The following is a 22,741-nucleotide window of genomic DNA, read 5'->3' on the forward strand; positions in this document are numbered from 1 at the left end:
TTTGCGCACTCCATGGTTGCGCGCGCACGGCTCCCGAGGAACGCCTGCGACAGACCGTTGCTGCATCGCAGCACGCCCTGGAGGGTCGCGATGCCGCGGCCCTTGCCGGCAACGTGGCCGAAGACTTCGTTGGCCCCGACGGCATGGACCGTACAGGCTTGCGCCGTACGGCCCAAGCAGCGTTCCTTCGCTACCGGGCCGTGGGCGTGACCCTTGGCCCGATGCAGGTGGACATGGCCGCTGACAGTCGCCATGCCACCGTCCGCTTCACCGCCGCGCTCACCGGCGGCGACGGCGCGACCCTGCCCGAGAGTGCGCGCCTGTACCAGGTGGAGAGTGGATGGCGGCTGGTGGACGATGCATGGGAGCTCACCAGCCTGCGCTGGAGCGGTGCAGGGCAGGGCGTGCCCTGACCTGTGTCAGGCGGCCCGCCTTGCGGCCAGCTGCCGCAGCACGTAATGCAGGATGCCGCCATGGCGGAAGTACTCCACTTCCTTCGGCGTGAGCAGCAGCACCTTGACCTCGAACCGCTTCTCGCTGCCGTCGGCCCTGCGCGCCACCACCGTGGCCGTGCGTGATGCGCCGTCGACCAGCCCGGTGATGCTGATGGTCTCCGAGCCGTCCAGTCCCAGCGTCTGCGCATTCTCGCCGGCCTGGAATTGCAGGGGCAGTACGCCCATGCCCACCAGGTTGGAGCGGTGGATTCGTTCGAAGCTCTCGGCCACCACGGCCCGCACGCCCAGCAGGTTGGTGCCCTTGGCCGCCCAGTCGCGGCTGGACCCAGTGCCGTATTCCTTGCCGGCGAACACGACCAACGGCACGCCGTCGGCCTTGTACTTCATCGCCGCATCGTAGATGGCCAGTTTCTCCGGTGCCGCGCCGCCGGGGCTGTAATACAGCGTGTTGCCGCCTTCCTCGCCACCCAGCATCAGGTTCTTGATGCGGATGTTGGCGAAGGTGCCACGCACCATGACGTCGTCGTTGCCGCGGCGGCTGCCATAGCTGTTGAAGTCCGCCGGCTGCACGCCCCGCGCCTGCAGGAAACGGCCGGCCGGCGAGTCCTTCTTGATGTTGCCCGCCGGCGAGATGTGGTCGGTGGTGATCGAGTCACCGAACAGGCCCATCACGCGTGCACCTTCGATGTCCGCGATGTGGCCCACGGCCATGGTCATGCCGTCGAAGTAGGGCGGGTTCTTGATGTAGGTGGAGGCCTCGTCCCAGCGGAAGGACTCGCCCTCCGGGGAGGCGATCTGGTTCCAGCGATTGTCACCCTTGAACACGTCGGCATAGTTCTGCGCGAACAGCTCGGGGCCGACGGTTGCGGCGATGAGGTCGCCGATCTCCTTGTTGCTGGGCCAGAGGTCGCGCAGGTACACCGGCGTGCCGTCGGCGGTGGTCGCCAGCGGGTCTCGGGTCAGGTCGATGTCCACCGTGCCGGCGATCGCGTACGCCACCACCAGCGGCGGTGAGGCGAGGTAGTTCATCTTCACCTCTGGATGTACGCGACCTTCGAAGTTTCGGTTGCCCGACAGCACGGAGGCGACGACCAGATCGTTCTCGGCGATGCCCTTGGACACCACGTCCGGCAATGGGCCCGAGTTGCCGATGCACGTGGTGCAGCCGTAGCCCACGACGTAGAAGCCCAGTTGCTCCAGGTCATCCAGCAGGCCGGCCTTGCGCAGGTAGTCGGTGACTACCAGTGACCCCGGCCCCAACGAGGTCTTCACCCACGGCTTGGCCTTCAGCCCAAGCTTGGCGGCGTTGCGTGCCAGCAGGCCAGCCCCCAGCATCACCGCGGGATTGGACGTATTGGTGCAGGAGGTGATTGCGGCGATCACCACGGAACCGTCGTGCAGGTAGGCATCCTGGTCGTGGATGCGGATCTTCGACTGCGGCTTGGCAGCCAGGTGGCTGGCCTGCGGCTGCGCGCCACCCTCTTCCTTGAAGTCGGATTCCGCGCAGCCCACGCGGGCCTTGCGTCCAACGATCAGGCCTGTGAGGTTGTCGTTGAAGTTGACCTGCATGTCTTCCAGCAGCACGCGGTCCTGTGGGCGCTTCGGGCCGGCCAGCGACGGCTTCACGTCGCCCAGGTCCAGCGACAACGTGGCGGAGTAGGTGGCCTCTGGTGCGCCCGGCTCGTGCCACAAGCCCTGGGCCTTGGCATAGGCTTCGACCAGTGCGATCTGCGCCTCGCTGCGGCCGGAGAGGCGCAGGTAGTTCAGCGCTTCCGCGTCGATCGGGAAGATGCCGCAAGTGGCGCCATATTCCGGGGCCATGTTGGCGATGGTGGCGCGGTCGGCCAGCGGCAGGTGCTGCAGGCCTTCGCCATAAAACTCGACGAACTTGCCCACCACGCCCAGTTTGCGCAGCATCTGGGTCACGGTCAGCACCAGGTCGGTGGCCGTAGTGCCCTCGGGCAGCTTGCCGGTGAGCTTGAAGCCCACCACCTGCGGAATCAGCATCGATGACGGCTGGCCCAGCATGGCCGCTTCGGCCTCGATGCCGCCGACGCCCCAGCCCAGCACGCCGATGCCGTTGATCATGGTGGTATGGCTGTCGGTGCCGAACACGGTGTCCGGGAACGCCTGCAATTCGCTCGCGCCGTCATCGGTCTTGACCTCGCGCTCGACGACAACGCGCGCGAGGTTCTCCAGGTTCACCTGGTGCACGATGCCGGTGTTGGGCGGCACCACCTTGAAGTTCTCGAATGCCTTCTGGCCCCAGCGCAGGAAGCTGTACCGCTCCATGTTGCGTTCGAATTCGATCTTGCCGTTGAGGTCCAGTGCATCCGGTCGGCCGAAGACGTCCACCTGCACCGAATGGTCGATCACCAGTTCGGAGGGGATCAGTGGGTTGATCTGCCTGGCATTGCCACCCAGGCGGGTGACGGCATCGCGCATCGCGGCCAGGTCCACCACGCACGGCACGCCGGTGAAGTCCTGCAGCACCACGCGGGCGGGCATGAAGGCGATCTCGGTGTCGGGGTCCTTCGTGGCGTCCCATTGGGCGACGGCCTCGATGTGTTCGCGACCGACCGTCATGCCGCCGTCTTCGTGCCGCAACAGGTTCTCCAGCAGGATCTTCATGGAGTAGGGCAGCTTCGACAGGTCGAAGTGCTCGCCCAGCGCAGGCAGGCTGTAGTAAGTCAGCGACTTGCCGTTGACGGACAGCTGGCGGCGCGTCGAGAAGGAGTCGTTCATGGGGGTTGCAGCTCCTTTGGCAGGGGGCGGGCAAGCCGCGCATGCGGGGCATGGCGGGCATCCTTGGGTGCCGTAGGGCGGGCCGTGCGGCACGACGTACTCCATTATGGCTCCGGCATATTCAGGTTGGGTGAGGTGCCGGTTGGAACGCTGTGTCCGGGCATTGGACCTTCGTCGAATATGGTCGCGAGCCTTTGCGACTGGCTTCCCGGAAGCGGTATGCCAACTTGAGTATGATCGTTCAGGTATGTATGATTGATACATACTTCGATGCGGAGAGCACCCATGGAAGCGACCGTTGGCGAGCGAGGCCAGATCACCCTGCCCAAGGCCGTGCGCGATGCGCTGGGCTTGGCCAAGGGCGCCCAGCTGAAGGTCGAGCTGGAGGGCAATCGCATCGTCCTGCGCAAGAGCGTGGACGACGCCATTTCCCGCGCCCGTGGTCGCTTCAAGCTGGATGGCTTTGCCTCCACCGACGAGGCCATGCGCGCCATTCGCGGCCGGGCCCCGGGCGAGCCGCTCGAGTCCTGACCGGGCGATGCGCCGATGATCGCCATCGACTCCTCCGTCCTGATCGACCTGCTGGCCGATGGGCCCCAGGCCGATGCGGCCGAGGCCTGTCTGCGCCAGTGCCTGGGCAACGGTCCGGTGGTGATCAGCGACGTGGCCCTGGCGGAGGTGTGCAGTGCGCTGCGCGACGGGGCCGAAGCGCTGGCGGTGCTGGAGGAAATGAGCATCCGCTTCAGCGCGCTGGAGTCGAAGTCGGCCCTGCGCGCAGGTGAGATGCAGCGGCGCCATCGCCAACGCGGTGGCCCGCGTGCCCGCGCGGTGCCGGACTTCCTGATCGGTGCCCACGCACTCCTGCAGTGCGACGGACTGATTACCCGCGACGACGGGTTCTATCGTCAGTACTTCAAGGGGCTCAAGCTGATCGTGCCGACTGCCTGAGCTTCTGGCGGAGTGGCCCCATGCCCGAGCGGAGCCACGATGCCGTATCTGCAACATCCCATTCGAAATACCTGTTTCGCACTACCGCTTCATCCCATTTCAAAACCTGGATCCCATCGCAGGGATCCTGTAATTCACCGGAGTCCTCCATGCTCGAAGCCTATCGCCAACACGTCGCAGAGCGCGCCGCGCTCGGTATCCCGCCGCTGCCGCTGACCGCACAGCAGACCGCCGACGTCATCGAGCTGCTGAAGAACCCGCCGGCTGGCGAGGAAGCATTCCTGGTCGACCTGATCACCAACCGCGTGCCGGCTGGCGTGGACGATGCCGCCAAGGTCAAGGCCTCGTACCTGGCCGCCGTGGCCCACGGCACCGAGAAGAACGCGCTGATCAGCCGCGCCCGGGCCACCGAACTGCTGGGCACCATGCTGGGCGGCTATAACATCCACCCGTTGATCGAACTGCTGGATGACGCCGAGGTCGGCACTGTCGCCGCCAACGCGCTCAAGCACACCCTGCTGATGTTCGACGCCTTCCACGACGTGCAGGAGAAGGCCGAGCAGGGCAACGCCAACGCCAAGGCCGTGCTGCAGAGCTGGGCCGACGCCGAGTGGTTCACCAGCAAGCCGGAAGTGCCGGAGTCGCTGACCATAACCGTGTTCAAGGTGACCGGCGAAACCAACACCGACGACCTGTCGCCGGCACCCGATGCCACCACCCGCCCGGACATCCCGCTGCACGCGCTGGCGATGCTGAAGAACGCCCGTGACGGCATCACCCCGGAAGAAGACGGCAAGCGTGGCCCGGTGAAGTTCATCGAGTCGTTGAAGGACAAGGGCCACCTGGTCGCCTACGTCGGCGACGTCGTCGGCACCGGCTCCAGCCGCAAGTCCGCCACCAATTCGGTGCTGTGGTTCACCGGCGAGGACATCCCCTTCATCCCGAACAAGCGCTTCGGCGGCGTGTGCCTGGGTTCGAAGATCGCCCCGATCTTCTACAACACCATGGAAGATGCCGGCGCGCTGCCGATCGAGCTGGACGTGTCGCAGATGAACATGGGCGACGTGGTCGAGCTGCGTCCGTACGAGGGCAAGGCGCTGAAGGACGGCAAGGTCATTGCCGAGTTCGCGCTGAAGTCCGACGTGCTGCTGGACGAAGTCCGCGCCGGTGGCCGCATCCCGCTGATCGTGGGCCGCGGCCTGACCGCCAAGGCGCGTGAAGCGCTGGGCCTGGCTCCGTCGACCCTGTTCCGCCTGCCGATCAACCCGGCCGACACCGGCAAGGGCTACTCGCTGGCGCAGAAGATGGTCGGCCGCGCCTGCGGTCTGCCGGAAGGCCAGGGCGTGCGTCCGGGCACCTACTGCGAGCCGAAGATGACCTCGGTGGGTTCGCAGGACACGACCGGCCCGATGACCCGCGACGAACTGAAGGACCTGGCGTGCCTGGGCTTCTCGGCCGACCTGGTGATGCAGTCGTTCTGCCACACCGCGGCCTACCCGAAGCCGGTGGACGTGAAGACCCACCACACGCTGCCCGAGTTCATCTCCAACCGCGGCGGCATCTCGCTGCGTCCGGGCGATGGCGTGATCCACAGCTGGCTCAACCGCATGCTGCTGCCTGACACCGTGGGCACCGGCGGCGACTCGCACACCCGCTTCCCGGTGGGTATCTCGTTCCCGGCCGGTTCGGGCCTGGTCGCGTTCGCCGCGGCCACCGGCGTGATGCCGCTGGACATGCCGGAATCGGTTCTGGTGCGCTTCAAGGGCGAGATGCAGCCGGGCGTGACCCTGCGTGACCTCGTCAACGCCATCCCGCTGGCGGCCATCAAGCAGGGTCTGCTGACCGTCGCCAAGCAGGGCAAGAAGAACATCTTCTCCGGCCGCATCCTCGAGATCGAAGGCCTGCCGCAGCTGAAGGTGGAACAGGCATTCGAGTTGTCCGACGCCTCGGCCGAGCGTTCGGCTGCGGGCTGCACCGTGCACCTGGACAAGGCACCGATCATCGAATACATCAACAGCAACATCACGCTGCTGAAGTGGATGATCGCCGAAGGCTACGCCGACGCCCGTTCGCTGGCGCGCCGCATCAAGGCGATGGAAGCGTGGCTGGCCAACCCGCAGTTGCTGGAAGGCGACGCGGATGCCGAGTACGCCGCCGTCATCGAGATCGACCTCAACGAGATCGTCGAGCCGATCCTGGCCTGCCCCAACGACCCGGATGACGTGAAGACCCTGTCCGACGTGGCAGGTGCCAAGATCGATGAAGTGTTCATCGGTTCGTGCATGACCAACATCGGCCACTTCCGCGCCGCTGCCAAGCTGCTGGAAGGCAAGCGTGACATCCCGACCCGCCTGTGGGTCGCGCCGCCGACCAAGATGGACGCCAGCGAGCTGACCAAGGAAGGCCACTACGGCACCTTCGGCACCGCCGGTGCGCGCATGGAAATGCCGGGTTGCTCGCTGTGCATGGGCAACCAGGCGCAGGCGCGCGAGGGTGCGACGGTGTTCTCCACCTCCACCCGCAACTTCCCGAACCGCTTGGGTCGTAACACCAACGTGTACCTGGGCTCGGCGGAACTGGCGGCGATCTGCTCGCGTCTGGGTCGCATCCCGACCCGCGAGGAGTACATGGCGGACATCGGCGTGATCAACACCAACGGCGCCGAGATCTACCGTTACATGAACTTCGACCAGATCGAGGAATACCGCGAAGTGGCGGACAAGGTGGCGGCGGCCTGATCGATAGGTGCACTGCAGCGCAGAAAACCCGGCCATGTGCCGGGTTTTCTGTTTCCTGGGGTCGGCGAACGGCCTTGCATGGCTTCCGGGCGCCCCCTACTGTGATCCGCTGATCGTCGGTGCTATCCAACCGACCAGTGAAGGGACCAGGTCTGAGCCGCAGGCATACCCCCAATGGCCGGCTGCGCCGGGCCTTGTCGCGCTTGCAGGTAAGCGTGTCGACCCGGCGAAACGTGTCGCTTGGCGTGCTGCTGGGCGCAGTGTCGATGGATGCGTCCGCACAGTCGGCAACGGAACTTTCGCCACCGGATGCCGCCTCGCCTGACGCACGGATGCTGGACACCATCACGGTGACGGGGCAGCGACTTCCGCTTTCGTCGTTCCCGGGGGCCGTGGATGTCGTGGACGGCGAAACGCTGCGGGTTGGACAGCGACGCGTGAACCTGTCTGAGTCCCTCAGTCGCGTGCCCGGGTTCACCGTGCGTGATCGCGGCAATTTCGCGCAGGACCTGCAGGTGCAGAGCCGGGGTTTCGGGGCGCGTTCCACGTTTGGAATCCGGGGCATCCGGCTGGTGGCCGATGGGATCCCTCTAACCGCGGCTGACGGTCAGTCGCAGGCGGCGGGGTTCGGGCTCGACATGCTGGACCGGATCGAGGTGCTGCGCGGCCCGCTGGCACTGCAATACGGTAACGCCTCCGGTGGCGCGATCGTCGGGTACACAGACCTCAATGAGGACGAGGGTCTCGGCGCGGACATATGGGTGGACGACCGGGGTGCGCGACGGGCTGCGGCGCGATGGGACGGTGCCCACCGGGCCTCCGACTGGCGCTGGCGACTGGTCGGCAGCCACTTCGGGACCCCAGGCGAACGGCCCCATGCCGCGGCCGAGCGTAGCCAGGGTCTCGTCCACGGTGAGTGGAAGCCCGACCCGTCGAGCCGTCTGAGGCTCACCGCCAATAGCCTGATGCAGCCTTGGACCGAAGATCCCCTTGGTCTGACGCGCGCGCAATGGAGCGCCGATCCACACGGCGGCGCGCCAGCGGCCGAGGCGTTCCATACCCGCAAGCGCATCTCCAACCATCAATTCGGGTTGCGCTGGGATCATGAGCCCACAGCGGACCGCGCCTGGTGGGTTGCAGTTAACGGCGGGGCGCGGGGCATCGAACAGTTTCTCGCCATTCCTGTCGCTGCACAGGCTTCCTCAACCAGTGCGGGTGGCGTGGTCGATGTGGACCGTCGTGAACGCGGGTTGGAAGCGGGTCAGCGCTGGCACGATGCGCGCGGCTCGCTTTCCATCGGCGTAGAGCTAGCGATGCTGACGGAAGCCCGTCGCGGTTACGAGAATTTCATCGGTGAGGCCGTCGGTATTCGAGGGCGACTGCGCCGAGACGAGGACAACCACGTGGCCAGCCAATCCGCGTTCCTGGTGGGCGAACAGGCGCTGGGCAATCGGTGGCACGCATTGGGAGGCGTTCGTCACGTGCGCTCGCGTTTTGAATCGCGCGACGAATTCCTGGCGCCCGGCAATGGCGATGACAGTGGTTCGGCGCGATATGCGGAAAGCGCGCTCTCGATGGGTATCGCGCGCAGGTTTGACCGGGGCGAATGGTTCGCAGGCTACGGCCGGGGCTTCGAGACGCCCACGGTGGCCGAGCTGTCCTACCGACCGGACGGTGGCACCGGGCTGAACCTTGGCTTGCGTCCCTCGGCTACGCGATCGCTTGAGGCAGGCATGCGTTGGCGGTCCGAAGGGCGGCGACTGGGCGTCACCGCATACCGCATTGAGGGCCGCGATGAGATCGTGGCCGCAGCCAGCCTCGGGGGGCGTGCCAGTTTTGCCAACGCAGGCAGCACGCGCCGCGAGGGACTCGAACTGGGCGTGGAGCGCACTTGGAGCCCGCACTGGCGTTACACGGTGGCGGCCAATTGGTTGCGCGCACGCTTCACCCAGGGATTCGCCTATCAGGTGTTCAGCGGCGGCGCACTGCAGACCCGTCAAGTGGCGGCGGGCAATCGTATGCCCGGGGTTCCCAAGGCCGACGCTTTCGTGGAGGTTGCCTGGAACTCCTTGGACGAGCGTATCGGCATCGCCATGGAACTGCGTGCGAGTGATCGGGTATTCGTGGATGACCGCAACAGCGACGCTGCCCCAGGTCACGCCTTGATGGCCCTGCGAGGCACTTGGGGGCCGTCGGCCTCGGGCTGGCAGGCTTTCGCGCGTATCGACAATTTGCTTGACCGGAACGTCGTAGGCTCGGTCATCGTCAACGAAGGCAGCGGTCGATTCTTCGAACCTGGCCAGGGGCGGACGGTCACGTTGGGGTTGGGCTGGCGCTCCCCCTGACCTACAGGGGGGGCGTGGCTCAGCCCAAGTGGGCGTTGATCGCCGCGACCATATCCCGCCGACGCAGCAGGAAGTCCCAAAGGCTGCCGCCCAGCTGACGCCAAAGCACGGCCGAACGCACGGCGGCAAGCAACACCGCCCGCACTTCCGCGACGACATTGGCCTGGCCCAGGTAGTGCGGGTTGCCCTGCACAAGCACGCGTGGGCGCAAATGGCTGAGTGTTTCGGCATACAGCCCGCCCAAGGCCGACAGCACGTCGGGGTGGGTCGAGCCTTCGCGCTCGGCCTGGGTGGCCTGGGCGCGGATGCCATGCTGCACCCGGCGGCCCATCGCCTCGTCGGCGACGAACCGGCGTTCCAGTTGCAGCACCGCCAAGGCCAAGCGGGGCAGTTGCTCGTCCCGCGCCTGGCTGGAGAAATAGTCACGCAGCAGGGTCAGGCCCGGTCGCAGAGCCCCCACGTCGCCGTAGATGGCCGCCGGCGTGGCGGCATCGATGCGGAAGACCGAGTCCAGTGCGGTGCCGAGAATGCGTTGCTCCGCCGTGCCGGTGTCGGCGATGCGGCGCACCTGCGCCAGCGCCTGTGCCAGGCCGGCAAGGGCCAGTACGCGATCGGACATCGGATTGGGGCGGGTCTCGCTCATGCGGCTTGGGCCTTCAGGCGTTGTTCGAGGGGGGCGTCGGTGGCGGCGATGACCGCGCCGCCCAAGCACACGTCGCCGTCATACAGCACCAGCGACTGGCCGGGCGTGACCGCACGTTGGGGGCGGGCGAAGCGAACCTCAAGCGTGCCGTCTTCGCGCACCGCGACCTCACAGGCCTCGTCGGGCTGGCGGTAACGGGTCTGCGCGGTGCAGGCGAACCGCTGGGCCGGCGGCGCGCCGGACACCCAGTGCGCCGCTTCCGACTGCAGCATCGTCGACTCCAGCCACGGAAACCCGCGGCATTGGTCGACGTAGAGCACGTTGCCGGCCACGTCCTTGCCCACCACGAACCACGGGCCCGGCTCGAAGCCCCGCACTCCGCCGATGTTCAGTCCCTCGCGCTGGCCCAGCGTGTAGAAGAACACGCCAGGGTGCTCGCCGATGACATGCCCATCGGGCGTGCGCATCTCGCCGGTGCGGGCGGGCAGGTAGCGCGATAGGAATTCGCGGAAGTCACGCTCGCCGATGAAGCAGATGCCCGTGGAATCCTTCTTGGCCGCGGTGGGCAGGCCGGCTTCCTGCGCCATGCGCCGCACGTCGGTCTTGACCAGTTCGCCCAACGGAAACCGGGTGCTGGCCAACTGGTGCTGGCCCAGCTGGTGCAGGAAGTAACTCTGGTCCTTGTTGCGGTCACGTGCGCGCAACAGGTGGTGGCGGCCGCCATCTTCGGCCACGCGGGCGTAGTGGCCCGTGGCGATGAACTCGGCGCCCAGGTCATGGGCGGCATCGAGGAAATGCTTGAACTTGATCTCGCGGTTGCACAACACGTCCGGATTGGGCGTCCGGCCGGCCGCGTACTCGGCCAGGAAATGCTCGAACACGCCTTTCCAGTACTCGCCTGAAAAGTCGCGGAAATGGATGGGGATGCCCAGCCGCCCGCACACCGCAACCGCGTCACGGCGGTCGTCCTCGGCGCGGCATTCGCCGCTGCCGTCGTCGGCCCAGTTCTGCATGAAGAGCCCGGCGATGGGCTCACCGGCGTCCCGCAGCAGCAGTGCCGCCACCGAGGAGTCCACGCCGCCGGACATGCCGACGATGGTGCGCACGCCGCTCATGCCAGATGCTGCAACACGTCCAGCGACTGCCGGCGGCCGGCGAGGAAATCCTCGGCGGTGCGCCAGACCAGCGGGCTGCGATGGCGCTCGGCTTCGGCCTGCAGTTCGGCGGGCGTCAGCCACATCGCGCGGACGATGCCCTCGTCCAACGAACGCGTCGGGTCGTGGGTGACAGGCTCGGCGGCGAAGGCAAACCGCAGGTAATGGCGGCCTCCGCTGCCGTCCGCCTGCGGCGGTGCTTTCCATTGGTAGGCACCCACGAACCCGGTCAGCCGCACGTCCCAGCCGGTTTCCTCGCGGGTCTCGCGCAGGGCGGCCTCGATCAGGCTCTCGTCGGGTTCCAGATGGCCTGCGGGCTGGTTCAGGACCAGGCGGCCGCCGGCCATTTCCTCGACCATCAGCAGGCGGCCGTCGGCCACCACCACCGTGGCGACGGTGACGTCCGGTTGCCAGAAGCGGCCTTCGCGATAGGTCATGCGGGTGATTGTCTCGTTGCGTGGATTGGGGGGCGCTGGAAGGGCGAAGCCCCGCCGGCGGGGCCGGTCGGGGCTTCGCGGGATCCTGCGCCGGGATTACAGATCGTCGCGATCGCCGGACAGTTCCAGCTCCATGTCATCGGCCGTCTGGGCCGCGATGTCCATGGCCGCCTCCAGTTCGGCTGCGCTCATGCTGTCAGGCATCTTCAGGACGAAGTACAACACGTCGTCCGCAAGTTCCCAACTGCCCAGCTTGTTGTTGCGGCTTTCACGCATCAGTTCAAGGGCCTTGTCGCCATCGATGTCGTCCTTTTCGACCCGGCCGGCGGGCGAGAAAATTTCCCGGACGCTGAAGCCCTCCACCGACTCGGTGCCGCCCGAGACGAACACCAGCTGGGTACGGCCTTCCTTGGAGTAGTTGTAGGTGACCTTGTAGTCGCCGTCGCCGTCCACTTCATGCTTGATGCCACGGGCATCCAGGCGCGCCTTGACCGAGCCGTCCGATGCTGCGGCGGGCAGGGCGATGGCGGTGAGCAGCAGTGCGGCAGACAGCAGGCAAAGGTGGCGCAAGTGCATGGAACGTCCTTTTCTGTGATGGAGTCTGCATTGTGTATGGACGGGTGCCGCATCGTCCACGGCACCCGCCGTCCGACGGACTCTCGGTCGCGAAATGGCCCGCGGTGGGCTTGACTCAGAACTCGTCCTTGCCCGGGGTCAGTTCGGCCTCCATCTGGTCGGCGCTCTGGATGGCGGCGTTGATGGCATCGTCCAACTGCTCGGCCGACGCGTTGGTGGCGACCTTGATCACGAAGACCGCGTACTGGCCCTGCTTGGCCCAGCCGCCCAGCTTGCTCTCCTGGGAGGCCTCGAGCAGCCGGTTGGCAACCTTCGCCGGGAATTCATCGCTCTTGGCCTTGTAAGCCGGCGCCCAGACTTCGCGTACCTCGTGCGAGCCATAGTCGAAGACCGGCGAGCGAACGTAGACCAGCTGACTGCGGCCCTTCTTTTCGTCCTCGTCGTCGTCATCCAGGTCGAAGACGAGCTTGTAGTCGCCGTCCTCATCGACTTCGTACTTGTACTTCAACTTGTCCAGCAACCGCTTCACGCGGGGATCCGGTGCGTGCTCGCTGGCGGAGGCCGCAGCGGCGGCCGGTGCATCCTTGGCCAGCACGGCCGGGGCGAAGGCGAGGGCGGAAAGCAGCAGGACGAGCGCTGGACGCATGAGGAACGATCCGTGTGGTGAAGCCCTCATTCTGCCGCTGCGTCGTGTTGCACGTCCATCGCACCATGGGACGGTTGGACCCGCCGCGTATAATGGTCGGATGCCCAAGCAGACCGACCACGAGCACCACCACGGCGTCCTGGTGGAAACCGGAAAACCCGAGGTCGCCCGCCCCCCGCTGTACTCGGTGCTCCTGCTCAACGACGACTACACCCCGATGGATTTCGTGGTGGACGTGCTGATGCGCTTCTTCCCCCTGGACATCGAAAAAGCCACCCAGATCATGCTCCACGTGCACACCCGTGGCCGGGGCGTATGCGGGGTATTCACCCGCGAGGTGGCCGAGTCCAAGGTCGCGCAGGTGAACGAATACTCAAGGCTCAACCAGCACCCCTTGCTGTGCACGATGGAAAAGGCCTAAAACGGGTCCAAGGGACGTACTGATCAAGTAGGAGGGGTCTTCCGCCCCAGCCGGTCTGATCGGGAGTTCCGAAGGGGGGCGCATGGAAAAGCACCTTGCGTGTCCCCATCTAGGACCGCAGTAGCTTTTTGGAGGCTTGCCCCCATGTTCAGCAAGGATCTCGAATACAGCATCGGCCAGTGCTACAAGCGCGCCCGCGAGGCGCGCCACGAGTACATGACGGTCGAGCACCTGCTGCTGGCGCTCCTGGACAACCCCTCGGCCGAGCAGGTGCTGAAGGCCTGCAGCGTGGACTTCCCGCGCCTGCGTTCCGACCTGGAGCAGGCGATTTCCACTTCGGTTTCGGTGCTGCCCACGGACATCGACCGCGACACCCAGCCGACGCTGGGCTTCCAGCGGGTCCTGCAGCGTGCGGTCTACCACGTCCAGTCCTCGGGCAAGAAGGAAGTCACCGGCGCCAACGTGCTGGTGGCCATCTTCGGCGAAAAGGACTCCCATGCCGTCTACTTCCTCAACCAGCAGGACGTGGCGCGGCTGGACGTCGTCAACTACATCTCCCACGGTATCGCCAAGCACGGCGAGGACGAGCCGCAGCACCCGCACGAGGAGGGCGAGTCGCGCCAGGCCGAGGGCGGGGAGGGCGAAGGCAAGTCCGACGCGCTGGCCGAGTTTGCCAGCAACCTCAACCTGGCCGCCCGCGACGGCAAGATCGACCCGCTGGTGGGCCGCGCCGACGAGGTGGAGCGCACCATCCAGGTGTTGTGCCGCCGCCGCAAGAACAACCCGCTGTACGTGGGCGAGGCCGGCGTGGGCAAGACCGCGATCGCCGAAGGCCTGGCCAAGCGCATCGTCGAGGGCGACGTCCCCGAGGTGCTGATGGACGCCACCATCTACTCGCTCGACCTGGGCGCGCTGGTCGCGGGCACCAAGTACCGCGGCGACTTCGAGAAGCGGCTCAAGGCGGTGTTGGCGCAACTGAAGAAGCTGCCTGGCGCGATCCTCTTCATCGACGAGATCCATACCATCATCGGCGCCGGATCGGCGTCGGGTGGCACGATGGATGCGTCCAACCTGATCAAGCCGGCGCTGGCGTCGGGCGAGTTGCGTTGCATCGGTTCCACTACGTTCCAGGAATACCGCGGCATCTTCGAGAAGGACCGGGCGCTGGCCCGCCGCTTCCAGAAGATCGACATCGTCGAGCCGACGGTGGGCGAGACCGTGGAGATCCTGCAGGGCCTGAAGCCGAAGTATGAGCAGCACCACGGCGTGACCTACGCCGACGAGGCGCTGCAGGCGGCGGTGGACCTGTCGGTCAAGCACATCGGCGACCGGCTGCTGCCGGACAAGGCCATCGACGTGATCGACGAGGCCGGTGCCCGCCAGCGGGTGCTGCCTGAGGGTGTGCGCAAGACCTTGATCGACGTCGAGGAGATCGAGACGATCGTGGCCAAGATGGCGCGCATCCCCGCCAAGCAGGTCACCGCCACGGACAAGGACGTGCTCCGCAACCTCGAGCGCAACCTGAAGATGGTGATCTTTGGCCAGGACCCGGCCATCGAAACCCTGACCAGCGCGATCAAGCTGGCCCGCAGCGGCCTGGGCAACCCGGACAAGCCGATCGGCAACTTCCTGTTCGCCGGCCCCACCGGCGTGGGCAAGACCGAGGTGACCAAGCAGCTGGCCCTGCAGCTGGGCATCGAGCTGGTGCGCTTCGACATGTCCGAGTACATGGAGCCGCATTCGGTCAGCCGCCTGATTGGCGCGCCTCCGGGTTACGTGGGCTTCGACCAGGGCGGCCTGCTGACCGAGAAGATCGTCAAGACGCCGCACTGCGTGTTGCTGCTGGACGAGGTGGAGAAGGCCCACCCGGACATCTTCAACATCCTGCTGCAGGTGATGGATCGCGGCATCCTGACCGACACCAACGGGCGCGAGGCCAACTTCAAGAACGTGGTGCTGGTGATGACCACCAACGCCGGCGCGGCGCAGGCTTCGCGGCGCTCGATCGGCTTCACCAAGCAGGACCACAGCACCGACGCGATGGAAGTCATCCGCCGCTCGTTCACGCCGGAGTTCCGCAACCGCCTGGATGCGGTGGTGCAGTTCCAGCCGCTGGGCTTCGAGCATATCCTGCGGGTGGTGGACAAGTTCCTGATCGAGCTGGAGTCCCAGCTGCACGAGAAGAACGTGACCCTGTCGGCCACGCCACCGGCGCGCGACTGGCTGGCCCAGCACGGCTTCGACCCGCTGATGGGCGCGCGGCCGATGGCGCGGGTGATCCAGGACAAGATCAAGCGCCCGCTGGCCGACGAATTGTTGTTCGGCAAGTTGATCGGCGGCGGCCGGGTCACCATCGACGTCAAGGACGACGAACTGGTGCTGGACGTCCAGGCCGAGCCGGAGAAGCTGTTGCCGGCAACGGTCAACTGACGGATCGCCCCGATCCGCGCCGTCGTCCAGGCGGCGCGGCGGCGAGTACGGACACGAAAAAGGCGACCCGAAGGTCGCCTTTTTCTTCAATGAGTTACCGCCATTACTTCATGCGGTAGGTGATGCGACCCTTGGTCAGGTCGTAAGGGGTCATTTCCACCTTCACCTTGTCGCCGGTCAGGATGCGGATGTAGTTCTTGCGCATGCGGCCGGAGATGTGGGCGATGATTTCGTGCCCGTTTTCGAGGCGCACCCGGAACATGGTGTTCGGAAGGGTTTCCGCCACCGTGCCCTCGAATTCGATCACGTCGTCTTTTGCCATGTGTTCCCTGAGTGTTGCCCTGAGTGTTGCGAGGGGCGGCCCAATCTTGGCCGCGAAGCCCAGCATTCTGCCATGTTGCGGGGTCTGGCGCAAAAGGCGGGAACGAAAGGGTTCAGGCGGGGGCTCAGGGCGCCCGGGCCAACTCGACTGCGCCCAGGTTTCCGAATCGGTCGGTCCATGGCCCGGACGGGGCGGGCAGGGCTGTAAGCGTCGCGACCTGCGACAGGAACCGGTCGCGCCGGATGAGTCGGGCGCCCAACGCCATCAGGTGCGGGTTCTCCACTTGTGCGTCGATCAGCGGCCAACCCCATTGGCGCATCCGATGGGCCAGGCCGCCAATCGCGACCTTCGACCCACCCGATTCGGCGCTGAACATGCTTTCGCCGAAGAACATCTGGCCAATCGAGACGCCGTACAGGCCGCCGACCAGTCGGTCGCCGTCCCAGACCTCGATGGAATGGGCGTGCCCCAGGCGATGCAGGGCGACATAGGCCGCGTGCATCTCCGGGGTGATCCACGTGCCGTCCTGGCCGTTGCGCGGAATGCGGGCGCACGCATCGATTACCGCCTCGAATGCGGTGTCGGCGCGAACGACCCACGGTAACTGGCGCAGCGTGCGCCGGAAGCGCGAGGGCAACTTGAAGCTGTCGGTTCGGAAGACCGTTCGCGGATCCGGGCACCACCACAGGATGGGCTGGCCTTCCGAGTACCAGGGGAAAATGCCGTGCCGGTATGCGTTGAGCAGCCGGGTAGGGGAAAGGTCACCGCCCAGCGCAAGCAGCCCGTCGGGTTGGCGGAGCGCGCTTTCTCCGGGCGGAAAAGGCGCGGTCGGGTCCGCGGGCAGTTCGGGAAGGCGCAGGGACATGCCGTCAGCTTGTCACGCCGGGGCCACCCGCGTCTGCCACCTTGAAGGGGCTGCGCCCGGCCAGCCTGTGGGCGTACTGCAGGACAGCGTTGGTTTCCTGCCGGCACCAGTCAGCCAACGCTGCGCGGAAGTCCTTGTCGGCGATCCAGTGGCGACTGTGAACGAGGGCTGGAAGGAAGCCACGCGCCAGTTTGTGCTCGCCTTGTGCGCCGGGCTCGAATCGGGTCAGGCCGTGGCGCAGGCAATAATCGATGCCCTGGTAATAGCAGGTCTCGAAATGCAGGCCCGGCAAGGTGGCGTTGCTGCCCCAATAGCGGCCGTACAAGGTACTCCCGCCACGCAGGCACAGGGCCCCAGCGACGGGCTGCTCCCGGTAGTCGGCGAGGAACACCACGAGTGAGCGTGGTTGGGTTTCCGCCAGGTGCCGCAGGAACGGCAAGGTCAATGCCGGGTGGTTGCCGTACTCGGCAAACGTACGCAGGTAGAAACCGTGCATCGCCACCAGGTCGGCCTCGCTTGCGGTGACGCCGTCCACCACGCGGAAACGCACGCCCGCCTCCGCCACCTTGCGGCGCTCCTGTCGGATGTTCTTGCGATGCTTGTGGTCGAAGGCCGAGAGGAAATCATCGAACGTCTGCCAGCCGGCATCGTTGTGCCAGTGATACTGGACATCGGTGCGCGCCAGCCAGGTACGGGTGTCGGGCCTGTTGCTCCCGGCCGGAGGGAACGCGAAGGCCTCTTCGGCGGTGTGGAAGTTCACGTGCACCGACGAGACGCCGAGCTGGCGGCCTTGCGCCACCATGGCATCGGCCAGTGCCGACTGCGCTGCAGCGTCGCGTGCGAGCAGCCGGGGGCCGGTAACAGGCGAGTACGGCACGGCGCATAGCCACTTGGGGAAATAATCCAGCCCATGCCGCGCGTAGGCATGGGCCCACGCATGGTCGAAGACGAATTCGCCGTGGGAGTTTTCCTTGAGGTACATCGGCGCCGCGGCGACCACGTCGTCGCCGTCCCATAGGGTCAGGTGTCGGGGTGTCCAACCCCAATCGGCGCGAAGGCAGCCGTGCTGCTCCAGCCCGGACAGGAACGCGTGCGTAATGAAGGGATTGCGCCCGTCGTGGAGCGCATCCCACCGCTCGGCGGGAACGTCGGCCAGGTGGGACAGAAGGCGGACGTCGGCCATGGGCAAAGGGCGCCCCGCGGAGGGCAGGGCACCGGGGCTGGCTCAGCCTTCGCTGTCGAGGAACTTCTCGGCGTCCAGCGCGGCCATGCAGCCAAAGCCTGCCGAGGTGATGGCCTGGCGGTAGACCTGGTCGGCGACATCGCCAGCCGCGTACACGCCTTCGACCGAGGTCTGGGTGGCATTGCCCTCCAGTCCGGTGGCGATGGTCAGGTAGCCGTTGCGCATTGCCAACTGCCCCTCGAACAGCGAGGTATTGGGCGTATGGCCGATGGCGACGAAGAAGCCATGCACCGGGATCTCGCGGGTGCTGTCGTCGAGCATCGACTTGACGCGCACGCCGGTGACGCCAGCATCGTCGCCGAGCACTTCGTCGACCGTGTTGTTCCACACCAGTTCGATCTTGCCGGACTCGGCCTTGGCGAACAGCTTGTCCTGCATGATCTTTTCCGCGCGCAGGGTGTCGCGGCGGTGGATCAGGTAGACCTTGCGGGCGATGTTGGACAGGTACAGGGCCTCTTCGACCGCGGTGTTGCCGCCGCCAATCACCGCCACGTCCTTGTCCTTGTAGAAGAAACCGTCGCAGGTGGCGCAGGCGGAGACCCCGCGGCCTTTGTAAGCCTCCTCGGACGGGATGCCCAGGTACTTGGCGGTGGCGCCGGTGGCGATGATCAGCGCGTCGCAGGTGTACTCGCCGCTGTCACCCACCAGGCGGAACGGGCGCTTGGACAGGTCGGCGGTGTGGACGTGGTCGAACACCACTTCGGTTTCGAAACGCTCGGCGTGCGCTTGCATGCGGGCCATCAGGTCCGGGCCCATCAGGCCATGGGCGTCGCCCGGCCAGTTGTCCACCTCGGTGGTGGTCATCAGCTGGCCACCCATCTGCAGGCCGGTGATCACCACGGGCTTGAGGTTGGCGCGCGCCGCGTAGACAGCGGCCGTCCAGCCGGCGGGGCCGGAGCCGAGGATGATCAACTTCGAATGCTTGGATGGGGTCATGGCTATACTGGGGCACTGAGGGACGCCATAGAGTGGCGGGCGACTCCCGGGTTTACAAGGCGAGGCCGGCGAAAACAGCGTTGCAGTGCTGACGCTGACTGGCTGTGCAAGTGCGACACCCACGATGCCGCGATCGCGGCGTTTCCTGACAGATGCGGCAGGCAAGGGCTGGGAGGACGCGATGCGGATTGGAGTACCCCGGGAGACCAAGACGCTGGAAGGGCGGGTGGCACTGGTGCCAGCCGCGGCCGGAGACCTTGTGCGACGCGGCCACGAGGTGTGGCTTGAGCAGGGCGCGGGCCTGAAGAGTGGTTTCAGCGACGCCCAGTACGCGCAACTGGGCGTCAACATCGCCCCCGACGCGGCTGCCTTGTATGACAAGGGCGAGCTGATCGTGAAGGTGAAGGAGCCGATCGAGGGCGATCTGCGTCACCTGCGGCCCGACCACCTGCTGTTCTGCTACCTGCACCTGGCCCCGGAACCGGCGCTGACGCGGCGGCTGTTGGAGATAGGGCTGACGGGCGTGGCGTTCGAGACCGTGGAGCTGGACAACGGGGCATTGCCGTTGCTGGCGCCGATGTCGGTGATCGCCGGCAAGATCGCCGTGCAGATTGGCACCCACCTGTTGCACCAGCCGCAGGGCGGCAAGGGCAAGTTGCTGGGAGGGTTGCCGGCCACCGAACGCGGCAAGGTGGTGGTGTTCGGCGCCGGGCAGGCCGGTGGGCATGCCGCCGCGCTGGCCGCGGCCGGCGGTGCCAACGTGGTGGTGTTCGAGAAGCGTCAGGACCGCATGGACGAAATGATGCGCCTGGGCAACAACGTGACCGCGCTGTACCCGTACGATGACCTGGTTGCCCGCGAGGTGGCTACCGCGGACCTGGCCGTGGGTGCGGTGCTGATCCCCGGCGCAATGGCGCCGCACGTGCTGACCCGCGACATGCTCAAGGGCATGGAAGACGGCAGCGTGGTGGTGGACATCTCGATCGACCAGGGCGGCTGCTTCGAAACCTCGCGCCCGACCACGTGGAAGGAGCCCACGTACGTGGAGGAGGGGGTCATCCATTTCTGCGTGACCAACATGCCAGGAGCCGTGCCCCAGACCTCCTCCCAGGCGATCTGCGCGGCCATCCTGCCGTGGGTGGGCAAGCTGGCCTCGGGGGCGTGGCGCGACAGCCAGCCGCTGCTCCGCGGCATCAACGTGGAAGGTGGGCGGCTGGTGCACCCTGCGCTGCAGGGAATGAAGCTGTAATTTAACCCCGGGGACACCTTGGCTCCCGGGCTGTGAATTTGCGGTATTCCACCGTATATTCAACAACTAAGGCAATCGATTTAAGGCAGAACATCACGGTGGCGCAAGCGTCCGCAGCAAGCCGAAAGAAGGTCACGGCCGAAAAGGCCCCGCCATCGCCCCGTCGCCAGCGCCTCATGCGCGACATCGCGCTGATCATCATCGCGCCGTTGCTGGTGTATCTGCTGGCCAGCCTGGTCACGTATTCGCCACTGGATCCGGGCTGGTCGAAGGCCGGTAGCGTCACCGCGCCGCTGCACAACCTCGGCGGCAACGTGGGGGCCTTCCTGGCCGACGTGCTGCTGTACCTGACGGGCTATGTCGCCTTCCTGCTGCCCATCATCCTCGGGTTGATCGCCTGGATCGCACTGTTCGGCATGGATACCGATGGTGACGGCCATGCCGACCTGGGGCCTGCACTGCGCCTGATTGGCATTGTCGGCTTCCTGGTGTCGGCCACCGGGCTGTTGTACCTGCGGTTCAACGGCCTGTCGGATTTCTCGGCCGGCAGTGGCGGCATCCTGGGTGAGGTGGTGGGCAAGTCGTTGTATCGGGGGTTCGGCCCGGTGGGCGGCAACCTGTTCCTGTTGGCGCTGCTGCTGATCTCGGTGACCCTGGCGACCGGGCTGTCCTGGCTGCACGTGATGGACAAGCTGGGCCAGTGGACGCTGGCGTTGGGGCCGTTGGTGTCGGGGCTGTTCAAACGGGGCAGCAAGCAGGCCAGCGAGTGGCAACAGACCCGAGCCCTGCGCGAGGAGCGCGAGGAGATCCGCAAGGTTGATACCGAGCTGCGTGCCAAGCGCGCGCCGGTGAAGATCGAACCACCGCCGGCGCCGGTGGTGGAGAAGAGCGAGCGCGCGAAGCGCGAAACCCAGATACCGCTGTTCCACACGGGCGATGGCACCGGTCTGCCGGCGCTGGCGCTGCTGGATGATCCCAAGCCGCAGCCCAAGGGCTACGACGAGCAGACGCTGGAAACGCTGTCCCGGCAGATCGAGTTCAAGCTCAAGGACTTCCGCATCGATGCGCAGGTGGTGGGTGCCTATCCAGGCCCCGTCATCACCCGTTTCGAAATCGAGCCCGCGCCCGGGGTGAAGGTCAGCCAGATCAGTTCGCTGGACAAGGACATCGCCCGCGGCCTGTCGGTCAAGTCGGTGCGCGTGGTGGACGTGATCCCGGGCAAGTCCGTGATCGGCCTGGAGACGCCGAACACCCAGCGCGAGATGATCTTCCTCTCCGAGCTGCTGCGTTCGAAGGAATACGACAAATCCACCAGCCCGCTGACGCTGGCGCTGGGCAAGGACATTGCCGGCCGGCCGACGGTGGCCGACCTGGCGCGCATGCCGCACCTGCTGGTGGCCGGCACCACCGGCTCGGGCAAGTCGGTGGCGGTCAACGCGATGGTGCTGTCGCTGCTGTACAAGGCATCCGCCAAGGACCTGCGGATGCTGATGATCGACCCGAAGATGCTGGAACTCTCCGTCTACCAGGGGATTCCGCACCTGCTGGCACCGGTGGTCACCGACATGAAGGAGGCCGCCAACGGCTTGCGCTGGTGCGTGGCGGAGATGGAGCGGCGCTACAAGCTGATGAGCGCGGTGGGCGTGCGCAACCTCGCCGGCTTCAACAAGAAGGTGAAGGACGCGCAGGACTCGGGCCAGCCGATGATGGACCCGCTGTTCAAACCCAACGCGGAGTTGGGCGAAGCGCCGCGGCCGCTGGAGACGCTGCCGTTCATCGTCATTTTCATCGACGAATTCGCCGACATGATGATGATCGTCGGCAAGAAGGTGGAGGAGCTGATCGCGCGCCTGGCGCAGAAGGCGCGCGCGGCGGGCATCCACCTGATCCTGGCCACGCAGCGCCCTTCGGTGGACGTGATCACGGGCCTGATCAAGGCCAACATCCCCACGCGCATCGCGTTCCAGGTGTCGAGCAAGATCGACTCGCGCACCATCCTTGACCAGTCGGGCGCCGAGACGCTGCTGGGCCACGGCGACATGCTGTACCTGCCGCCGGGCACCGCAATGCCGGAGCGCGTGCATGGCGCCTTCGTCAGTGACGAGGAAGTGCATCGCGTGGTGGAGCACCTCAAGCAGATCGGCGGCGGCCCCGATTACATCGAGGGTGTGCTGGACGAGGTGCAGACCATGGGCGATGGCGTGGTGGTAGGCGCCACCGGCCTGCCGGAAAGTGGCGGGGGAGGAGGCGACGAATCCGACCCGCTGTACGACGAGGCGGTGCGCATCGTCACCGAGACCCGTCGTGCGTCGATTTCCGGCGTGCAGCGTCGGTTGAAGATCGGCTACAACCGTGCGGCCCGCCTGATCGAAGCCATGGAGATGGCAGGCGTGGTCTCACCACCGGAACACAATGGCGACCGCAGCGTGTTGGCGCCGCCACCGCCGCGGGATTAGAAGACGCGCTGGTGGCGCGGCCGGACAACGTCCGCGGCATGCTGAATGGCCTCCTGGATGACGCGATGGTTCGCTGAACATGGATCAGCAGGACGGGGTGGCCTTGATGGCCTATTCAGCTTTCGCGCCACA

The 22,741-nt window shown here is 66.3% G+C and carries 19 protein-coding genes; 9 read left to right on the forward strand and 10 right to left on the reverse strand.

Features of this window, described 5'->3' with window-relative positions; translation table 11 throughout:
* Nucleotides 1-158 precede the first annotated feature (158 nt).
* Entirely contained in the window at nucleotides 159-413 is a 255-nt protein-coding gene (locus N800_RS16190) for a hypothetical protein (protein ID WP_232227498.1), read from the forward strand.
* Nucleotides 414-419: 6 nt separating this feature from the next.
* Here N800_RS16190 and acnA read toward each other — a convergent pair whose 3' ends face one another.
* On the reverse strand, nucleotides 420-3,200 hold the full coding sequence (gene acnA, locus N800_RS00150; RefSeq protein ID WP_036133359.1) for an aconitate hydratase AcnA: 2,781 nt from the start codon (nucleotides 3,198-3,200) through the stop codon (nucleotides 420-422).
* A 285-nt stretch (nucleotides 3,201-3,485) separates the two neighbouring features.
* On the opposite strand from acnA, the gene N800_RS00155 reads away from it, so the two are divergent.
* The 4 genes from N800_RS00155 to N800_RS00170 all read left to right on the forward strand — a co-directional run bounded on the left by N800_RS00155 (nucleotide 3,486) and on the right by N800_RS00170 (nucleotide 9,231).
* Entirely contained in the window at nucleotides 3,486-3,731 is a 246-nt protein-coding gene (locus N800_RS00155; protein WP_036133362.1) for an AbrB/MazE/SpoVT family DNA-binding domain-containing protein, read from the forward strand.
* Nucleotides 3,732-3,746: 15 nt separating this feature from the next.
* On the forward strand, nucleotides 3,747-4,148 hold the full coding sequence (locus N800_RS00160; protein ID WP_036133365.1) for a type II toxin-antitoxin system VapC family toxin: 402 nt from the start codon (nucleotides 3,747-3,749) through the stop codon (nucleotides 4,146-4,148).
* Between the two features lie 149 nt (nucleotides 4,149-4,297).
* The gene (acnB, locus tag N800_RS00165; RefSeq protein WP_036133368.1) at nucleotides 4,298-6,886 is read left to right on the forward strand and encodes a bifunctional aconitate hydratase 2/2-methylisocitrate dehydratase; all 2,589 of its coding nucleotides are present in this window, start codon (nucleotides 4,298-4,300) and stop codon (nucleotides 6,884-6,886) included.
* 332 nt (nucleotides 6,887-7,218) lie between these two features.
* Complete coding sequence (locus tag N800_RS00170) at nucleotides 7,219-9,231, forward strand: TonB-dependent receptor family protein (RefSeq protein ID WP_198032425.1); 2,013 nt, start codon at nucleotides 7,219-7,221, stop codon at nucleotides 9,229-9,231.
* Nucleotides 9,232-9,250: 19 nt separating this feature from the next.
* On the opposite strand, the gene hflD is transcribed toward N800_RS00170, so the two are convergent.
* The 5 genes from hflD to N800_RS00195 form a co-directional block, all read right to left on the reverse strand.
* Nucleotides 9,251-9,850, reverse strand: a complete 600-nt coding sequence (gene hflD, locus N800_RS00175; RefSeq protein WP_036133787.1) for a high frequency lysogenization protein HflD — start codon at nucleotides 9,848-9,850, stop codon at nucleotides 9,251-9,253.
* A gap of 20 nt (nucleotides 9,851-9,870) precedes the next feature.
* The gene (mnmA, locus tag N800_RS00180; protein ID WP_036133371.1) at nucleotides 9,871-10,989 is read right to left on the reverse strand and encodes a tRNA 2-thiouridine(34) synthase MnmA; all 1,119 of its coding nucleotides are present in this window, start codon (nucleotides 10,987-10,989) and stop codon (nucleotides 9,871-9,873) included.
* Nucleotides 10,986-11,465 carry an NUDIX hydrolase gene (locus N800_RS16195; RefSeq protein WP_036133374.1) on the reverse strand — a complete coding sequence of 160 codons (480 nt, stop codon included), beginning with the start codon at nucleotides 11,463-11,465 and terminating at the stop codon, nucleotides 10,986-10,988. Before N800_RS16195 ends, mnmA begins: the two co-directional genes overlap by 4 nt.
* Nucleotides 11,466-11,561: 96 nt before the next feature.
* A complete protein-coding gene (locus N800_RS15115) occupies nucleotides 11,562-12,041 on the reverse strand; it encodes a hypothetical protein (protein WP_052107751.1) in 480 nt (159 codons plus the stop codon).
* A gap of 115 nt (nucleotides 12,042-12,156) precedes the next feature.
* A complete protein-coding gene (locus N800_RS00195) occupies nucleotides 12,157-12,687 on the reverse strand; it encodes a type III secretion system chaperone family protein (protein ID WP_052107752.1) in 531 nt (176 codons plus the stop codon).
* Between the two features lie 100 nt (nucleotides 12,688-12,787).
* Here N800_RS00195 and clpS point away from each other — a divergent pair, with 100 nt between their 5' ends.
* Together clpS and clpA are read left to right on the forward strand one after the other, a co-directional pair.
* Nucleotides 12,788-13,108 carry an ATP-dependent Clp protease adapter ClpS gene (gene clpS / locus N800_RS00200; RefSeq protein ID WP_036133376.1) on the forward strand — a complete coding sequence of 107 codons (321 nt, stop codon included), beginning with the start codon at nucleotides 12,788-12,790 and terminating at the stop codon, nucleotides 13,106-13,108.
* A 144-nt stretch (nucleotides 13,109-13,252) separates the two neighbouring features.
* Nucleotides 13,253-15,538: an ATP-dependent Clp protease ATP-binding subunit ClpA gene (clpA, locus tag N800_RS00205; RefSeq protein ID WP_036133379.1), complete on the forward strand. Its 2,286-nt coding sequence runs from the start codon at nucleotides 13,253-13,255 to the stop codon at nucleotides 15,536-15,538.
* A gap of 103 nt (nucleotides 15,539-15,641) precedes the next feature.
* On the opposite strand, the gene infA is transcribed toward clpA, so the two are convergent.
* The 4 genes from infA to trxB all read right to left on the reverse strand — a co-directional run bounded on the left by infA (nucleotide 15,642) and on the right by trxB (nucleotide 18,904).
* Entirely contained in the window at nucleotides 15,642-15,860 is a 219-nt protein-coding gene (gene infA, locus N800_RS00210) for a translation initiation factor IF-1 (protein ID WP_031372296.1), read from the reverse strand.
* A gap of 124 nt (nucleotides 15,861-15,984) precedes the next feature.
* Nucleotides 15,985-16,725 (reverse strand): leucyl/phenylalanyl-tRNA--protein transferase, encoded by a 741-nt coding sequence (gene aat, locus N800_RS00215; protein ID WP_036133383.1) that lies wholly within the window; start codon nucleotides 16,723-16,725, stop codon nucleotides 15,985-15,987.
* Nucleotides 16,726-16,729: 4 nt separating this feature from the next.
* Nucleotides 16,730-17,908 (reverse strand): GNAT family N-acetyltransferase, encoded by a 1,179-nt coding sequence (locus N800_RS00220; RefSeq protein ID WP_036133387.1) that lies wholly within the window; start codon nucleotides 17,906-17,908, stop codon nucleotides 16,730-16,732.
* A 42-nt stretch (nucleotides 17,909-17,950) separates the two neighbouring features.
* Nucleotides 17,951-18,904, reverse strand: a complete 954-nt coding sequence (gene trxB, locus N800_RS00225; RefSeq protein WP_036133390.1) for a thioredoxin-disulfide reductase — start codon at nucleotides 18,902-18,904, stop codon at nucleotides 17,951-17,953.
* 181 nt (nucleotides 18,905-19,085) lie between these two features.
* On the opposite strand from trxB, the gene N800_RS00230 reads away from it, so the two are divergent.
* Complete coding sequence (locus tag N800_RS00230) at nucleotides 19,086-20,153, forward strand: alanine dehydrogenase (protein WP_036133393.1); 1,068 nt, start codon at nucleotides 19,086-19,088, stop codon at nucleotides 20,151-20,153.
* 74 nt (nucleotides 20,154-20,227) lie between these two features.
* Nucleotides 20,228-22,609, forward strand: coding sequence for a DNA translocase FtsK (locus N800_RS00235; RefSeq protein ID WP_036133797.1), 2,382 nt, complete (start codon nucleotides 20,228-20,230; stop codon nucleotides 22,607-22,609).
* Nucleotides 22,610-22,741 lie beyond the last annotated feature (132 nt).

The organism is Lysobacter daejeonensis GH1-9 (assembly GCF_000768355.1).
In the GTDB taxonomy this organism is placed as follows: domain Bacteria; phylum Pseudomonadota; class Gammaproteobacteria; order Xanthomonadales; family Xanthomonadaceae; genus Aerolutibacter; species Aerolutibacter daejeonensis.

What these genes read in the sequence shown, in the direction of transcription:
- acnA (WP_036133359.1), bottom strand. Translation starts at nt 3,200, where the DNA reads ATGAACGACTCCTTCTCGACGCGCCGCCAGCTGTCCGTCAACGGCAAG.
- N800_RS00155 (WP_036133362.1), top strand. Translation starts at nt 3,486, where the DNA reads ATGGAAGCGACCGTTGGCGAGCGAGGCCAGATCACCCTGCCCAAGGCC.
- N800_RS00160 (WP_036133365.1), top strand. Translation starts at nt 3,747, where the DNA reads ATGATCGCCATCGACTCCTCCGTCCTGATCGACCTGCTGGCCGATGGG.
- acnB (WP_036133368.1), top strand. Translation starts at nt 4,298, where the DNA reads ATGCTCGAAGCCTATCGCCAACACGTCGCAGAGCGCGCCGCGCTCGGT.
- N800_RS00170 (WP_198032425.1), top strand. Translation starts at nt 7,219, where the DNA reads ATGCTGGACACCATCACGGTGACGGGGCAGCGACTTCCGCTTTCGTCG.
- hflD (WP_036133787.1), bottom strand. Translation starts at nt 9,850, where the DNA reads ATGTCCGATCGCGTACTGGCCCTTGCCGGCCTGGCACAGGCGCTGGCG.
- mnmA (WP_036133371.1), bottom strand. Translation starts at nt 10,989, where the DNA reads ATGAGCGGCGTGCGCACCATCGTCGGCATGTCCGGCGGCGTGGACTCC.
- N800_RS16195 (WP_036133374.1), bottom strand. Translation starts at nt 11,465, where the DNA reads ATGACCTATCGCGAAGGCCGCTTCTGGCAACCGGACGTCACCGTCGCC.
- N800_RS15115 (WP_052107751.1), bottom strand. Translation starts at nt 12,041, where the DNA reads ATGCACTTGCGCCACCTTTGCCTGCTGTCTGCCGCACTGCTGCTCACC.
- N800_RS00195 (WP_052107752.1), bottom strand. Translation starts at nt 12,687, where the DNA reads ATGCGTCCAGCGCTCGTCCTGCTGCTTTCCGCCCTCGCCTTCGCCCCG.
- clpS (WP_036133376.1), top strand. Translation starts at nt 12,788, where the DNA reads ATGCCCAAGCAGACCGACCACGAGCACCACCACGGCGTCCTGGTGGAA.
- clpA (WP_036133379.1), top strand. Translation starts at nt 13,253, where the DNA reads ATGTTCAGCAAGGATCTCGAATACAGCATCGGCCAGTGCTACAAGCGC.
- infA (WP_031372296.1), bottom strand. Translation starts at nt 15,860, where the DNA reads ATGGCAAAAGACGACGTGATCGAATTCGAGGGCACGGTGGCGGAAACC.
- aat (WP_036133383.1), bottom strand. Translation starts at nt 16,725, where the DNA reads ATGTCCCTGCGCCTTCCCGAACTGCCCGCGGACCCGACCGCGCCTTTT.
- N800_RS00220 (WP_036133387.1), bottom strand. Translation starts at nt 17,908, where the DNA reads ATGGCCGACGTCCGCCTTCTGTCCCACCTGGCCGACGTTCCCGCCGAG.
- trxB (WP_036133390.1), bottom strand. Translation starts at nt 18,904, where the DNA reads ATGACCCCATCCAAGCATTCGAAGTTGATCATCCTCGGCTCCGGCCCC.
- N800_RS00230 (WP_036133393.1), top strand. Translation starts at nt 19,086, where the DNA reads ATGCGGATTGGAGTACCCCGGGAGACCAAGACGCTGGAAGGGCGGGTG.